Consider the following 14,885-nt stretch of genomic DNA (forward strand, 5'->3'; position numbering starts at 1 on the left):
CAGCCACGCGAAAGTTCCTCCGTGTTCGGGTTTTGCGCCGCCGATTGCCTGTTGCAGGGCGCGCGCGAAGATCGGGTTCGGCTTTTCCATCCTGACCGGGAATTGCAATTTCTTTGTCGGTAAAATGCGTAGCTGGTTCTCCGTTGGAAGCCAGCCGAATCTCGGCCGTATTACTCTGTTCCGCGGACCGCGCACCTAATCATGTCGTGCGAGCCGGTTGCTTCGCCATGTCACCAATGTTGGCAAGAGCCGCAACCTTGTCGATCATCGCTAGGATCACCTGCGGATTGCTTTGATGCACCATATGTCCCGCATCCAAAACGATTTCTACGAGCGAGTGGCTTATCTCTGATTGCAGCCGCAGCGCCTCGGCCTTGGCATCGAACAGCTGGTCGCCCGCGCCGGCAATTATCCCGACAGGGACGGCGATGTCGGCATATCGGCGATTTGGGAAGAGTGCCGATACCAGCATCAGAAAGGATTCAGCGGATATGGAGCGCAGCTGCGAGGGCCGGCTCGCCAATCCTCTTGTCATCGCCGCAAAAGGCATCGCGACCGTTGCCGGATGAAAAATCTGCTTCATCGCCCAATGCCAGTTCAGCCTGACCAGCGAAGGCAGCAAAGCGTGGCGCAGCACCGTCCCGAGAAGTGGAACCGCCGGCAGCGCGGAGATGGCAAGGGCCAGTCTCGGCGACGGGTAATGATAGCCGGCGACGACAACGACGCCAGCTACCGACCGGCGATGCCGACGCGCCATCTCGAGCGCCACCGCTGCACCCCAGGAATGGCCGACAACCATGTAGCGCCCGATGCCGAGTTTCGCGACCGCGGCATCGATGACGTCGGCCTGGGCAGCTGCGGTCCAAGGTCTGCCGGCCGGGCGTGGACTCATGCCGAAGCCGGGCCTGTCGAAGGCAAGTACGCGATATCTGGCGGCGGCTCTGCCGAAGATGCCGCTTGTCGTGAAGTCTTCCGCCGAGGCGCCATTGCCGTGCAACAGCAGAAGCGGTTGCCCATTGCCCGCCTCCAGGAAATGCAGCTTCGTTCCCCGGAGATGGATGAAGCGCCCGAGCGGACGTGCGGCCAACGCCCGTCGCGCAAGCTGGCCATTGTACAGGGACAAGCCAACCGCTGCCGCCGCAAGCAACAGAAGCAGGTTCTTCCTGAACTTTGCCGTCATCGTTGGAAATCAGGCGGTGTGGCGGAGCAGGGGACTTTACAGCCGCCCTGCTCGCTATCAGGCCGACCCTTTCTGAGGCAGCTCGGTCTCTTCCTCGACTTGGTCGCGCAGGCTCTGCTCGGCCTCCTTCTTATCAGCCCCGGCCGACGGCTTTTGCCGGGCGAGCTCGCGATCCACAATCTTGCGCGAGCCTTCAACCGGATCTTCCTGCGGCGAATCCCTGTCCGCTCCTGTTTGCTGGCCGGTCCGATCGCTGCTTGGGGTTGATCGCGCGGGATCGTCGTTTTGGCGGGGCTTCGTCATTGAGCACCTTCTCCGCTTTCATCGGATGTCTGCTGACTTCCGGGCAGGTTGGAAGCCGGCCAAACCTCTGTGGCCGGCCTTTGTTCCGTGGGCAGCGGGATCGACCTCGTTACTGCTCCGCAGCCGGGAGAAGCAACAGCCTCTTGCAACAAATGTGGTTGAGGCTGAACCGCTGCACTTCTACGAGTGCGGCAAGCGTCCGGTTGCGTCCTGCGTCCGCCTCGCGAGGAAGGAACCATGACGCGCCACTCTTAACTCAGTCTTTTGGAATTCGAAGCGCTAACGCAGGCAGCTTCGAAACTGTCGAAGGATCACGGCGGAACGCTGGAAAGCTTGGTGACCTCCCTGTTCGAAGCGCTGCGCGAAGGAGAGACTTGCCCAAAGACGGTTCTGGACGCGGTAATTTCGACGCTGACCAAGGAGAACCGCTAGACTAGACAGCCGGCTTGCCGGAGCCCTCGGCATCATCCTGTTCAGGCTCGACATCTTCCAGGGCATCGATGACAGGCGCCAGCGAATTCTCGTGATCAGCACTGGATTCCGACCCTCTGTTTTCCTCGCCGGCTTTGTCTAGTGCACGTTGGATCGCGTCCTCAATGTTGCCCACCTCCTGCTCGCGCACCTCGCGACCGTAGCCGGCGGCATCGGCGTCTTGCTCGAATTGCTGCGCCAGCATCGCAACGCTGATCTCGGTGTCGGTCGGCAAGTTGCCGACATTCTCTTCCAGCCAGCTTCGCAGGAATTCCTTTGTCGCGTTCATGGAGCACCTCCTCCTCGACGCGAGATAACTGGACGATGACGCCGATGTTCCGTAAATCCGAAACGGCGGGGAATGGACGGATCGCTGCACGGTGGGGAGCTTGAACACTCTGAGGAGACACTCGATGGCTTTCCACGGCGAGAGCGCTTGAAACGAGGGGGACGTTCCCGCCTCGAGCTAGGTTCCAGCCCAACGTATCCAGCGGGAACCCGGATTGCGCTCAGCCGTTCGCAGGCATGGCAACATTGCAGCTTCGAGAAGCGCTGACCAAAGTCGGCACACTGACGTCCCGACCGGCGGCCTTTTTGATTTTGGGCGGCTACACTCTTGCTTGGTACGTCTTCGAGCGGGAGACACTTGACTGGCACGGCGCCGCGACGCTGATCACCTGGGCAATGACGCTGTTTATTCAAAGGGCCGAGCATCGCGACACCCAAGCATTGCAGGCGAAACTCGATGAGCTGATCAAGGCGAACGCCAAGGCTCGCAACGAGATCGCCGGAATGGACGACAAAGAGCCGGAGGAAATCGAGCGGATGCGCGATGTCGGACGAGGCGGAAGTTGACGTCTCCTCAACCGGACTGCCTTCGGAGCTAAGTCGTTGTGAGCACGGCGCCAGCGATGATGACACTCTTGTCGGAACTTCGGGTCTCCGGGCGGATTAGGAAGAGTGCCGCAGGCGCATCCCTACACCCAAGGAGGACCTAAGATGCCGAAAAAAGCTTCGTCCGCGACTTCGAACGGCTTGGAAAGCCTGTTCCTGGACGGACTAAAAGACATTTATTACGCTGAAAAAAAGATCCTGAAGGCTTTGCCAAAGCTGGCGAAAGCAGCACAGTCCGAAAAGATAAGCGCCGCTTTCGAAAAGCACCTCAAGGAAACTGAAGACCAGGTGGACCGCCTGGAACAAGTCTTCGACATGCTCGGCAAGCCGGCCAGGGGCAAGACCTGCCCTGCTATCGACGGCATCATCGAGGAGGGCTCGGAAATCCTCGAAGAGTACAAGGACGAGCCGGCGCTTGACGCAGGGCTGGTTGGCGCCGCGCAAGCGGTCGAGCACTATGAAATCGCGCGCTACGGCACGCTGATCGCATGGGCCGAACAGCTCGGTCTCAAGGATGCTCTTCCGCTGCTCCGACAAACGTTGAAGGAAGAATCGGCAACCGACGAGGCGCTCAACGCTCTTGGCGAGAGCGACGCCAATCAACGTGCTTTGCAGGCGGCCTAGCAAAGTGGACCACTTGGCCCTAACGGCCGTCGATCTTATGGTTGCAGAAGGAGAACTCGATGAAGAAGACCTGGAAGAAACCAACCATGTGTCAGGTGGCGGCGGGCTTCGAGATATCGCGATATCTGCCTGCTGAAATCCGGCCGAAAAAGTAGCCCGTGAATTTGCATGCCCTGCTCGACGGGGCATGCAATTCTTTGCGATATCAGAAGACGCGGACGCAAATCGACCGCAGCCGTAAAAGTGGCGCCGGTCAGTTGGCCCGCTGGGCATGCATTGCCATGCGCGTGAAGATCGTCGGATCGGCGGCGGGAGGCGGCTTTCCGCAGTGGAATTGCAATTGCCGCCTGAGCCGCGCGGCTCGCAGGGGCATGCCCGGCGTGCGTTCGCGAACCCAATCATCCATCGCCGTATCGGCGGATGGGACAGGTTGGGTCCTCTTCAACGCGTCGCCCGACATCCGCCAGCAGATTGCGCAAGCGTCCGAGCTGCAGCCCGCGGCCGATGCACCGCTGCGCTCGACGCCTATCCGCGCGGTGGTGCTGACCAATGCCGACGTGGACCATATCGCCGGCCTGCTCAGCCTGCGTGAGCGGCAGCCTTTCGCGATCTATGCGACCGCGCAGGTGCTCGCGACACTGGCGGCCAATTCGATCTTCAATGTCCTTGATCCGGCGATCGTGCCACGGCGTCTCTTGGCGCCGACACAGGAGATGGCTATCTGCGGCGCGGACGGCCACCCGACCGGCGTGATCGTCCGCAGCTTTCCGGTGCCGGGCAAGATAGCGCTCTACCTCGAGCAAAGAGGCGATCCCGCCGCCGATTTCAGCTCGGACACCGGCGACACGATCGGCGTCCGCATCAGCGAGACCGGCGGTCGCGGCGCGGTTTTTTACATTCCGGGCTGCGCGCGCATCGATGCCGCGCTGCGCGCGCGCCTGGCCGGTGCTGCCTGCCTTCTGTTCGACGGCACCGTCTACACGGACGACGAGATGATCACGGCCGGCGTCGGCCAGAAAACCGGCGCGCGCATGGGGCACATCGCAATGTCCGGAGAAGCAGGTTCTATCGCCGGCCTGGCCGATGTGAAGATCGGTCGCCGTATCTTCATCCATATCAACAACACCAATCCTGTTCTGGACGAGAATTCCGCCGAACACGCGGCGGTCAAGGCGGCTGGCTGGGAAGTCGCCAGCGATGGCATGGAGCTTGAATTGTGAGCGATTTCCACGACGCGGCCCGAGGCGGACTGTCCAAGAACGAGCTCGAGGCCGTGCTGCGGCAGGTCGGCGACGAGCGCTATCATAACCGCCATCCTTTCCATCACAGGATGACCGGCGGCGCCTTGTCGAAGGTCGAAATGCAGGCCTGGGCGCTGAACCGTTATTGCTATCAGGCCGTCATTCCGCGCAAGGACGCCATGATCCTGGCGCGTGCCGAGGATCCGGCGTTTCGCGCCGCCTGGCGCAAGCGCATCGAAGACCATGACGGTGATGACGGCTGGAGCGGCGGCATCGCGCGCTGGCTGCACCTGGCGAGCTCTCTTGGGCTCGATGCCGAAGCCGTCAAGGGCGAAAAGCTGGCCCTGCCGGCGACCCGTTTCGCCGTCGGCGCCTATCTTTCCTTCTGCACGAACCATACGCTGCTCGAGGCGGTCGCGTCATCGCTGACCGAGATGTTCTCGCCGACGATCATTGGCGAGCGGGTGCCGGCGATGCTGGCCAGATACGACTACATCACCGAGGATACGCTGGCCTATTTCAGCCGGCGGCCCGAACAGGCATCGCGCGACGCCGATTTCGCCCTCGCCTATGTGCTGGCCCATGCCGACACGGCCGAACGCCAGCAGCAGGCGATCGATGCGCTGGTGTTCAAATGCGACATACTCTGGGCCATGCTCGATGCGCTCCAGCATGCTTACGGCGCGCCGGGAAACATACCGCCCGGCGCCTTCCGCCCGGCGGCCTCATGACGGCACTACGGGAAAGAGCCATCGTGTCGTTGCGGTCGGCGCCATCGCTGCCCAGGCATGTGCGCATCCAGTACGATCCCGTGCGGCAGGCGTTCGCCGTGCTTTCGCCGGAGAAGGTATTCTGGCCGAACGAGATCAGTCTCGACATACTGCGCCGCTGTGACGGCCGGTCCACGGTCGAGCGCATCATCGCCGATCTTGCGGCCGACTATGACGCGGATCCGGAGGACGTGGCGGCCGACGTCATCGCCTTCCTGCAGGAATGGTCGGACAAGCTTTTGGTGAAGCTATGAACGCGCCCCTCCTGCCCCCGATCGGCATGCTGGCGGAACTGACGCATCGCTGCCCGCTGCAGTGCCCTTATTGCTCCAATCCGCTCGAGCTGCTGAAGGCCAACCACGAGCTCGACACGCAGACCTGGCTCGATCTGTTCTCGCAGGCCGCCGATCTCGGTGTCCTGCAGGTGCATCTTTCCGGCGGCGAGCCGACGCTGCGTCGCGACCTCGAGCAATTGATCGCCGGGCTTTCGGCGCGCAGCGTCTACACCAACCTCATCACCGCCGGCGTCGGCATTGCCGAGGGCCGCATCGAGGCCTTTGCCGAAGCCGGTCTCGACCACCTGCAACTAAGCTTCCAGGGCGCCCGTCCGGCGACCACCGACCGTATCGGCAACCACCGGGGCAGCCACGAGAAGAAGCTGGAGACGGCACGCCGCGCCCGCGCGGCCGGGCTGCCCCTCACCATCAATGCGCCGGTCCATCGCCACAACATCGAGGAAGTGCCGGAATTCATCGATCTCGCCCTCTCCTTGGATGCGGAGCGGCTGGAGATCGCGAACGTCCAATATGCCGGTTGGGCGCTCGCCAATCGCGACAGGCTGATGCCCGACCTGGCGGCGGTCAACCGGCAGGCGGACATCGTCACGGCGGCACGCGAAAGGCTCGCCGGAATCATGAACATCGATTTTGTCACGCCGGATTATTTTGCCGTGTGTCCCAAGCCATGCATGGGGGGCTGGGCGCGCGACGCCTTCATGGTCGCGCCCGACGGCACCGTGTTGCCGTGCCATGCCGCCCAGACCATTCCCTCGCTGCGCTTCGAGCGCTTCGGAGACCGCAGGCTCGCCGAAATCTGGGCCGACTCACCGGCATTCAGCGCCTTCCGCGGCACCGACTGGATGCAGGAGCCGTGCCGAAGCTGCGAGCGGCGTGAGATCGATTGGGGCGGCTGCAGGTGTCAGGCGATGGCGATCGCCGGCGATGCGGCGGCAACGGATCCGGCCTGCATCAAGTCGCCGATCCACAAGCGAATGGCGATGCTGACCGACGCCGCGCAGGCAGCGCCGGAGGGAAATGAAAGCTTCATTTTCCGGCGGATCGGCGCCACAACCCCACGTGACGCGCGCACTGATCATGGCCCCCGATGACGGCCCACCCAAGAATGTTCGGCGGCGGACCACTTCGACGCAACGTCCTATGACGCTTCTCACCGGCCAACCAGGTGCAAGAGCGGCAACGATTGTGAGACCGTGAGAGTTGCTGAATATATCGCCCTGCCGGTTTCATCATGGACCGAGATCGCCAGGGTCTCATCGACGTCGCTCTCAGCCATTTCGTCGACGGCGATGTCGTGCAGCGTCTTAAGCGCTTCTCGTCGCATGTCGCGCAGGCTGTCCAGTTCAACCCACGCATCGGCAAATCGCTGGCCGTTTCTTGTAACTTCGAAAACGTACCGTGGCATTCAGCCATTGTGAGCACTTCGGATGCCAGCGCATTTAACTTTGAGTGATCGCAATGGGCAGAGGGACGAGGTCTCGCAAAAAAGTTGATACCTTGCGCGTAGTAGCAGTCGGACATTTGCTTCATTGGCCAGGTGCTCCGCTTCGCCTGCGACAGCCCAATAGCGATATGTCATTCGCTTCTGCCGGGAGCACTTGACCGGCCGCCGTGGACCCCCACTCGCCGTTCGGCGGGTGCTGCTTATTCGCGGCGCGCTCCTTTTCCAGCGCGATAGCCTCTCGACGCTTCGAAGCGACCGTGGCTGGTCCGCTCGGCAAGCTGGCTCTTTCGGGCCAGGTCGGTCCGTTACCGATCTGGCTTAGACCCTCTCCTCAAAGCCATCCAGCTTACGCCAGTCAAAGCTGACACCAATGCCTGGCTCGTCTGGGGCGACTGCCAGCCCATCCTGCAGCCTGAGCGGACGAGTGGTGTACAGGTCGATGTCGAAACTGTGCGCCTCCACCCAACCAGCGTTTGATTGGCCTGCGACCAAACTGACATGTAGTTCCTGCATGCCGTGGCTGCACACCGGAATTCCAGCCTTGCGCGCAAGCTCGGCGACCCGCAACCAGCCTGTGATGCCGCCACAGTTCGACGCGTCTGGTTGGATGTAGGATAGCTTCGACCACGCGAAGGCATGCTCGAACTCCTCGATCACATGCAGGTTCTCGCCCATGGCCAGCGGCATGCCCGTCGCCTCGGCAATGGCAGCGTAGCCCTGGTAATCGTCAGGTATGATGGGCTCCTCGAACCAGAGCAGCTCGTAAGGCGCGAATGCTTTCGCCGCTTCGATCGCCCGATGAATGTCGAGCGCGTAATTGGCGTCCACCATGAACGGGGTGTGCGGCCCGATGCGCTCGCGGATCGCCTTAACTCGGGCGACATCCTCCGCGAGGTCGTCTTTGCCGACCTTGATCTTCACAGCATTGAACCCGGCGGCGAGATAGGAGTCGATGCTCGCCAGCAACTGATCGAGGGAGAAGTTCAGGTCGATGCCGCCGCGATATGCCTTGGCTGTCTTGCCGGCCCTGCCTGCCATTTCCCAGAGTGGCCGGCCGATGCGCCGGCCCTGCAGATCCCAGAGCGCTATGTCGAGCGCAGAAATCGCAAAGGACGCGATGCCGCCGCGTCCAACATAATGGATGTGCCATAGCATCCCATCATGGAGCGCCTCGATGTCGGTCGCGTCCCGTCCTTTCAGGAACGGCGCCAGATCGTGCACGATCATGGCTCCGATCGCATGCCCACCTTTACCTCCAGTGTAGGTGTAACCAGTCCCTTCGCTGCCGTCCGCCAGCCTCAGGGTCGCTGTCACCAGCTCAAAATGCGTGTGAGCACCATGCTTGGCGTCGGTCATTACTTCACGCAGCGGCACCCGGAAAAGCCGGACCTCTACGTCCGTGATTATTGTATCGCCCATTGCGAGGCTCTCATCGTCTGGCCTATTTTCGTCATACCATAATTGCACTCTATCGGGCTGATCGCAACCAGATCGGTGATCCACCGCGATTTTGGTCCGATGATAACTCGCTGGACCTTGTGCTTTGGTCCGATCTGCGCATTAATGACTGCGTGAAGTGGAGGACGGCTTGTTAAGTACACCACAGCATCTTGGAACGCGGGCCACGAGCGGAGCTGCTCGCGCGGCAGACGCCATGGTGATTGGAATCGAAGCGGATATCGTCTCCGGCAAGCTCGGTGATGGCAGCTTCCTGCCGGCCGAGCGCGAGTTGATGGCCGAGTACGGGGTCGGCCGCGGCGTGGTGCGTGAAGCGGTCGCTCGCCTGGCAAGCCGCGGTCTTATCGAAGCGCGTCCACGCTTTCGCCCAGTGGTCCGCCGGCCGGGGCTGGACGCGGCGCTCGGCGCTTTGGAAGGTGTTGTCGGCCACCTGCTAAGCGCTCAGGCGGGAGTGAAAAACCTCTACGATACCCGGGTCTTTCTTGAAGCCGCTCTTGCGCGCAACGCCGCCATCCATGCGCGCAAGGACGACGTGGCCACGCTCAGATCAGCGCTCGAGATGAACGAGGCGGCGATACCGGATTCGGAAAAATTCTATGCCACCGACGTAGGATTTCACGCCGTGCTCTACCAGATCACGCGCAACCCGGTGATGCCCGCAGTGCACAAGGCCTTCACCGCGTGGCTGTCGCCGCATTGGATGCGCATGCCCCGATCGCCCGAGCGCAACCGCATCAATTTCCTGAGCCACCGCGAAATCTGCATGGCGATCATCGAGCGAGATCCGGATGGCGCCGAGCGGGCGCTGCTCAATCATCTTTCCGCGGCTTGGGAGTATGTCCGTGGCACATTTGAAATGTCGTGAGGGCCGGAGGGAGGACCGGCGAGAATGACGCAGACTTACGATCATATCGTGGTGGGCGGCGGAGCAGCGGGTTGCGTGGTCGCGGCGCGGCTGGTGAGGGCAGGACGGCGGGTCCTGCTTCTCGAAGCTGGGCATTCGCATCACCACCCGCTGCTCGATATGCCGCCGGGGATCTTCAAGATGATCAATGGCTCGAAGTTCATGCGCTATTACCGCACCGAGCCGCAGCAGCATCTGGATGGACGTCAACACGAAATCTCGCAAGGCAACGTGCTGGGCGGCGGCACCTCGGTCAACGCCCAGGTCTATATGCGCGGCCGTGCCTCGGACTATGACGAATGGGATGAGTTGCTGCGCGGCAACAATGCCGGCATCCGCTGGAACTGGCAGGCGGTGCTGCCCCACTTCACGGGCATGGAAGGCAACAACCGCCTCGGCGGCGAGTTGCATGGCAGCGAAGGACCGTTGCTTGTCTCCGACCCCGGTCACATTGACGACGTTTCGCGTTGGTTTGTACAGGCGGTCCAACGGCTCGGACTGCCCTACAATCATGACTTCAACGGGCCGTCGCAACGCGGAGTGGGCTTCTATCAGTTCATGAACCGGCGCGGGAAGCGTAGCAGCGCTGCCTATGCGTTTATCGAGCCATTGGCTAAGGATCCCAGGCTGACGCTGAGGCTGAATTCTGCCGCGAGGCAGTTGCTGATCCAGAACGAGCGCGCAAAGGGTGTAATCTACACTGACCAATCGGGAACCGAGCACGAGGCCCATGCGGACGGCGACGTGATCGTCTCGTCGGGCGCGCTGGTATCGCCGCAACTCCTTATGCTGTCAGGTATTGGCCCGGCCGAGGAACTTTCCAGACATGACATTGCCTGCGTCGTCGACCTTCCAGGCGTCGGCCAGAACCTGATCGACCATCCGGAAGTGCCCATCATTGCCACAGCAAACGGCCCGTATGGCTACTTTAAGCAGGGCCAGGGTTGGCGGATGATCAAGAACGGCCTGCACTTCAAGCTTTTCGGCGCCGGTACGATCCTGTCCGCGGGAGTCGAGGCCGGGGCTTTTGTCAATCCGACCGACCCGGATGGCGAACCGACGATCCAGGCTTTTTGCGTGCCCCATGTGTACCTGGACCGCGATATCCTGACCCTGGTCGAGAATACCTACGGCCTCACTGTGACGACCGTGGTCGTCAAGCCGAAGTCCCGTGGCTTCGTGAAGCTGCGTTCGGCAGATCCGAACGACATGCCGGTCGTCTCTCCGCACCTGCTCAAACATCAAGACGACATGAAGCAGATGATTGCCGGCCAGCGCTATTTCCTGAAGGCATTCCACGCGAAGCCACTGGCTGACCGCGTCAAGGCTGTAGCCGTCCCCCGGGAAGACGACCTCAGCGACGCGGCGCTCGAAAGGCACTGCAAGCGCTTCGTCAAAACGAATTACCATCCGGCCGGCACCTGCCGCATGGGCCCGGACAGCGATCGAATGGCCGTTCTGGACGCGGCCATGCGGGTGCGCGGAATAGAGAACCTGCGCGTTGCCGACATGTCGGTGTGCCCTAACATCAACGCCGGCAACACGGCTGCACCCGCCATGATGCTGGGCGACCGCTGCGCCGATTTCATTTTGGAAGCGGGCGCAGTGACTCAATCGAGGGCGGAGTCTGCAAGCGAGCTGACCTAGCCCGCCATAGGCGAGGAATATTCAACGGCGTCAAAACGCGACAACCAAGGAGGAAAGCATGATCATTACCCGTCGGAAATTGTTGGTAGGCTCCGCCGTCGGCGTGGCCGCTCTTACCCTCGCTCCACGCGCCTTCGCCGCGCTCCCGCCACTTGCCAAGAAAGACAAGTATAAAGTTGGCTTCGCCCAGACCGAGAGCAACAATCCATGGCGGCTAGCGGAAACCAAAAGCATGCAGGATGAGGCTGCAAAGCTCGGCCATCAGCTCGTTTATACTGATGCCGCCGGATCCTCGGCCAAGCAGGCCTCCGACGTAAACTCCATGATCGCGCAGGGCGTCGACGCGATTTTCCTGCCTCCCCGCGAGGACAAGCCGTTGGTGCCGGTCATCCTGGCCGCGCGTGATGCCGGCATCCCGGTCTTTCTCATTGACCGCGACGTGGATCACACCATGGCCAAGCCTGGACAGGATTACGTCACCTTCATTGGTTCCGACTTCATCAATGAGGGTAACCGCATCGCCGAATGGGTGGTGAAGAACGCCAATGGAAAATCGAAGATCATCGAGCTGGAAGGCACCACCGGTTCCTCGCCAGCCAACGACCGCAAGAAGGGGTTTGACGACATCATCGCCAAGCATTCGGAATTCAAGATTGTCGCCTCACAGTCGGGCGACTTCGCTCGCGACAAGGGCCGCCAAGTGGCCGAGACGTTGCTGCAGGCCCATCCTGAAGCCGATATCATCTATGCCCATAATGACGAGATGGCGCTCGGCGCGATCGCAGCTCTCGAGGCCGCCGGCAAGACGCCCGGCAAGGATGTGCTGATTGTCTCGATAGACGGCGAAAAGGACGGCGTGCAAGCAATCGTCGACGGCAAGATCGGCGCCATCTGCGGCTGCAGCCCGCTTTTCGGACCGAAGGCTTTCGCCACGATGGCCGACTATGCCGCTGGAAAGCAAATCCCGCCCTTCATCAAGAACGACGACGACTTCTACGATGGCACGAACGCAAAGGATAAGATCAGTACGGCGTTCTGAGTTGTCTGGATAAAGGCGCCTCCCCGCCTCGGCGGGGAGGCTTTTTCGGAGCTTTGCTGATGACGCGGCCGCCGGACGGACCTTCCACGCTGCTTCTCGACATGCGCGACATCCAAAAGCGTTTCGCAGGCATACCGGCGCTGGCGGATGCGTCGCTTTGCGTGCGCTCAGGCGAGGTCCATGCCCTGATAGGCCAGAACGGCGCGGGCAAATCAACGCTGATCAAGGTCTTGACCGGATACTACCGTAAGGATGCCGGGCAAGTGCTGTTCGAAGGCGAGCCCTTTGAGGTCCACTCGCCCCACCAGGCACAAGTCAACGGCATCAGCACGATCTATCAGGAGATCAATCTGGTCCCGCTACGGTCACTGACGGAGAACATTTGCCTGGGTCGGGAACAGCGCCGTTACGGCCTGCTCGACTGGAATGCCATGCACGCGGAAGCCGAGCGCCTGCTGAGCCGCTTCGCAATTGGCATCGATGTTCGCCGTCCGCTTGGCGAGTTCAACACTGCAACACAGCAGATGGTCGCGATCGCGCGGGCTATAGGGTTCTCCGCTCGCCTTGTCATTATGGACGAACCGACCTCGTCGCTCGACGAACGCGAAGTGGGAGTGCTGTTCAGCGTCATTCATCAGTTGAAGGCTGAAGGGGTGTCCGTCATTTTTGTAAGCCACAAGCTCGACGAGTTGTATGAGGTCTGCGACCAGGTCACGATCATGCGCGACGGCCGCACAGTGCGCAGCGCCGCAATGGAAGAAATCGGCAAACTGGAACTTGTCGCAGCTATGCTCGGCCGCGATGTCGCGGCTGTCGAGGGTCACGCCACAGCCTTCGGCGAGCGCGACCGCTCTAGAATCGGGGATGTAATGTTTTCGGCCCGAGGGCTTGGGGCCGGGCAGGCTGTCCGCAATGTGAGCTTCGATCTCCGGCGCGGCGAGATCGCGGGGTTTGCGGGCCTCCTCGGCGCGGGTCGCACCGAAACTGCAAGGCTCGTGTTCGGTGCCGATCGCCCAAGCGCCGGCCAGATGACGATGGAGGGTGCCGCGTACCACCCCGACCGTCCCGCCGACGCGATCGCCGCCGGGATGGGCTTCTGCACCGAGGACCGCAAAGGCGAAGGTATCGTGCCGGAGATGACGGTGGCAGAAAACCTCACCCTTGCCTTGCTTCCGAAAATCAGCCGCAACGGCGTGCTGGACGACTCGCGCCAGCGCGAAATCGTCGAGCGGTTCATCCGCGAGCTCGGCATTAAATGCTCCGGACCCAATCAGAAGATGCGGGAGCTTTCGGGTGGGAACCAGCAGAAAGTGCTGCTTGCCCGCTGGCTGGCGATGAATCCGAAGCTACTCATACTCGACGAGCCGACAAGGGGAATCGATGTGGGTGCCAAGGGCGAGATCCAGCGTCTGATCCGGAGGCTTGCAGACCAGGGCCTCGGTGTGCTCATGATCTCGTCAGAGCTGGAGGAAGTGATCGAAGGTGCGGATCGCATATTCGTTCTGCGCGATGGCGTCAGCGTGACCGAGTTGGAAGCTGAAGCCGCTAGCGAAGAAAAAGTGCTGACCGCGATGGCGCACGGGACAAGCGCGTCCTGGGGGGCCACGACATGACCGAGCTGCCGAGGTCATATGCGGAGCGGGATGCCGTCGCGCGGAGCTTCGACCTCTTCGGCTTTCTGTCACGCTACGGTACCTTGATCGCACTTCTCTTGCTCGTTGCGTTCAACCTCGCCTTCACACGCAATTTCGCGACAATGCAGACGCTGAACGTCAACCTCACCCAGGTCTGCACCATCGTCATCGTAGCCGTCGGGATGACGCTCGTCATAGCCACGGGCGGCATCGATCTCTCCGTCGGATCTCTGATGGCGATTTCGGGTGCGCTGGCCCCGATGATCTTCATGGGCAAGATCCTTCCGATCGGAAGCATCCACCTGGCCGTGGCTGCCGCGATGACCGTCTCGGTATCGGTGGCCGGGCTGTTGGGGCTCTTCAATGGCTGGTTGGTCGCCCGGTTCCGCATCCAGCCCATTGTCGCGACACTGGTTCTGTTCATCGCCGGCCGCGGCATCGCTCAGGTGATGACCAACGGGAACCTGCAAACCTTCCGCGTACCTGAATTTCAATGGATCGGCCTTGCTCGACCATTGGACATCCCGGCGCAAGTCATCATCATGGCTGTCATTGTCGCGGCAGCTGCATGGGCGTTGAAAAAAACGCTGTTCGGGCGACGCATATTGGCGGTCGGCGGTAATGAAAAGGCTTCCGAACTAGCTGGGATTGCCGTCTCCAAGGTAAAGATTGCGGTTTATGGCATTAGCGGTCTTTGCGCCGGGCTGGCCGGGCTTATCGTGATTGCAATCAACTCCTCCAGCGATGCCAACCTGGTTGGCCTTGGTATGGAACTCGATGCCATCGCGGCTGTTGCCGTGGGCGGGACCCTGCTCAGCGGCGGCAAGGCCACCATCGTCGGTAGCCTGCTGGGAGCGCTTACCATTCAACTGGTGCGCTACACCCTTCTGGCGAACGGGGTGCCTGACGCCGCTGCCCTGGTGGTCAAGGCAGGAATCATCGCACTCGCCGTGTGGCTGCAGCAGCAGCATCGCGGGTAG

Annotated in this window: 17 protein-coding genes; 12 read left to right on the forward strand and 5 right to left on the reverse strand. The window is 61.6% G+C overall.

Features of this window, described 5'->3' with window-relative positions; genetic code table 11:
* Nucleotides 1-199: 199 nt before the first annotated feature.
* From LB538_RS11865 to LB538_RS11875, 3 genes are all read right to left on the reverse strand, one after another.
* The gene (locus LB538_RS11865; protein WP_224523241.1) at nt 200-1,180 is read right to left on the reverse strand and encodes an alpha/beta fold hydrolase; all 981 of its coding nucleotides are present in this window, start codon (nt 1,178-1,180) and stop codon (nt 200-202) included.
* Between the two features lie 57 nt (nt 1,181-1,237).
* Nucleotides 1,238-1,483 carry a hypothetical protein gene (locus LB538_RS11870; RefSeq protein WP_095768528.1) on the reverse strand — a complete coding sequence of 82 codons (246 nt, stop codon included), beginning with the start codon at nt 1,481-1,483 and terminating at the stop codon, nt 1,238-1,240.
* Between the two features lie 433 nt (nt 1,484-1,916).
* Nucleotides 1,917-2,243, reverse strand: coding sequence for a DUF768 domain-containing protein (locus LB538_RS11875; protein ID WP_095768527.1), 327 nt, complete (start codon nt 2,241-2,243; stop codon nt 1,917-1,919).
* A gap of 236 nt (nt 2,244-2,479) precedes the next feature.
* On the opposite strand from LB538_RS11875, the gene LB538_RS11880 reads away from it, so the two are divergent.
* The 7 genes from LB538_RS11880 (at nt 2,480) to pqqE (ending at nt 6,870) form a co-directional block, all read left to right on the forward strand.
* Entirely contained in the window at nt 2,480-2,809 is a 330-nt protein-coding gene (locus LB538_RS11880; RefSeq protein ID WP_224523243.1) for a low affinity iron permease family protein, read from the forward strand.
* A 144-nt stretch (nt 2,810-2,953) separates the two neighbouring features.
* Nucleotides 2,954-3,472 (forward strand): ferritin-like domain-containing protein, encoded by a 519-nt coding sequence (locus tag LB538_RS11885; protein WP_095768525.1) that lies wholly within the window; start codon nt 2,954-2,956, stop codon nt 3,470-3,472.
* Between the two features lie 59 nt (nt 3,473-3,531).
* Nucleotides 3,532-3,627, forward strand: coding sequence for a pyrroloquinoline quinone precursor peptide PqqA (locus tag LB538_RS11890; RefSeq protein ID WP_108702850.1), 96 nt, complete (start codon nt 3,532-3,534; stop codon nt 3,625-3,627).
* 126 nt (nt 3,628-3,753) lie between these two features.
* Entirely contained in the window at nt 3,754-4,692 is a 939-nt protein-coding gene (gene pqqB, locus LB538_RS11895) for a pyrroloquinoline quinone biosynthesis protein PqqB (protein ID WP_224523355.1), read from the forward strand.
* Nucleotides 4,689-5,444 carry a pyrroloquinoline-quinone synthase PqqC gene (pqqC, locus tag LB538_RS11900; RefSeq protein WP_224523252.1) on the forward strand — a complete coding sequence of 252 codons (756 nt, stop codon included), beginning with the start codon at nt 4,689-4,691 and terminating at the stop codon, nt 5,442-5,444. Before pqqB ends, pqqC begins: the two co-directional genes overlap by 4 nt.
* 23 nt (nt 5,445-5,467) lie before the next feature.
* Nucleotides 5,468-5,737, forward strand: coding sequence for a pyrroloquinoline quinone biosynthesis peptide chaperone PqqD (gene pqqD, locus LB538_RS11905; protein ID WP_224523261.1), 270 nt, complete (start codon nt 5,468-5,470; stop codon nt 5,735-5,737).
* Nucleotides 5,734-6,870, forward strand: coding sequence for a pyrroloquinoline quinone biosynthesis protein PqqE (gene pqqE / locus LB538_RS11910; RefSeq protein WP_224523263.1), 1,137 nt, complete (start codon nt 5,734-5,736; stop codon nt 6,868-6,870). The genes pqqD and pqqE overlap by 4 nt, the downstream gene beginning before the upstream one ends.
* Before the next feature lie 59 nt (nt 6,871-6,929).
* Here pqqE and LB538_RS29325 read toward each other — a convergent pair whose 3' ends face one another.
* Both LB538_RS29325 and LB538_RS11920 read right to left on the reverse strand, forming a co-directional pair.
* Nucleotides 6,930-7,184, reverse strand: a complete 255-nt coding sequence (locus LB538_RS29325; protein ID WP_095768520.1) for a DUF6894 family protein — start codon at nt 7,182-7,184, stop codon at nt 6,930-6,932.
* A gap of 357 nt (nt 7,185-7,541) precedes the next feature.
* Nucleotides 7,542-8,642, reverse strand: a complete 1,101-nt coding sequence (locus tag LB538_RS11920; RefSeq protein ID WP_224523267.1) for a mandelate racemase/muconate lactonizing enzyme family protein — start codon at nt 8,640-8,642, stop codon at nt 7,542-7,544.
* A gap of 157 nt (nt 8,643-8,799) precedes the next feature.
* Here LB538_RS11920 and LB538_RS11925 point away from each other — a divergent pair, with 157 nt between their 5' ends.
* Genes LB538_RS11925 through LB538_RS11945 form a run of 5 tightly spaced genes read left to right on the forward strand, consistent with a single transcriptional unit; the run spans nt 8,800 to nt 14,885 of the window.
* On the forward strand, nt 8,800-9,546 hold the full coding sequence (locus LB538_RS11925; protein ID WP_224523269.1) for an FCD domain-containing protein: 747 nt from the start codon (nt 8,800-8,802) through the stop codon (nt 9,544-9,546).
* Nucleotides 9,547-9,570: 24 nt separating this feature from the next.
* Complete coding sequence (locus LB538_RS11930; protein WP_224523270.1) at nt 9,571-11,232, forward strand: GMC family oxidoreductase; 1,662 nt, start codon at nt 9,571-9,573, stop codon at nt 11,230-11,232.
* 58 nt (nt 11,233-11,290) lie between these two features.
* Nucleotides 11,291-12,271, forward strand: coding sequence for an ABC transporter substrate-binding protein (locus tag LB538_RS11935; protein ID WP_095768517.1), 981 nt, complete (start codon nt 11,291-11,293; stop codon nt 12,269-12,271).
* Between the two features lie 59 nt (nt 12,272-12,330).
* Nucleotides 12,331-13,884: a sugar ABC transporter ATP-binding protein gene (locus tag LB538_RS11940; protein ID WP_224523275.1), complete on the forward strand. Its 1,554-nt coding sequence runs from the start codon at nt 12,331-12,333 to the stop codon at nt 13,882-13,884.
* Complete coding sequence (locus tag LB538_RS11945) at nt 13,881-14,885, forward strand: ABC transporter permease (RefSeq protein ID WP_224523276.1); 1,005 nt, start codon at nt 13,881-13,883, stop codon at nt 14,883-14,885. The genes LB538_RS11940 and LB538_RS11945 overlap by 4 nt, the downstream gene beginning before the upstream one ends.

This window comes from Mesorhizobium sp. Ca11 (assembly GCF_020165275.1).
Taxonomy (GTDB): Bacteria; Pseudomonadota; Alphaproteobacteria; order Rhizobiales; family Rhizobiaceae; genus Mesorhizobium.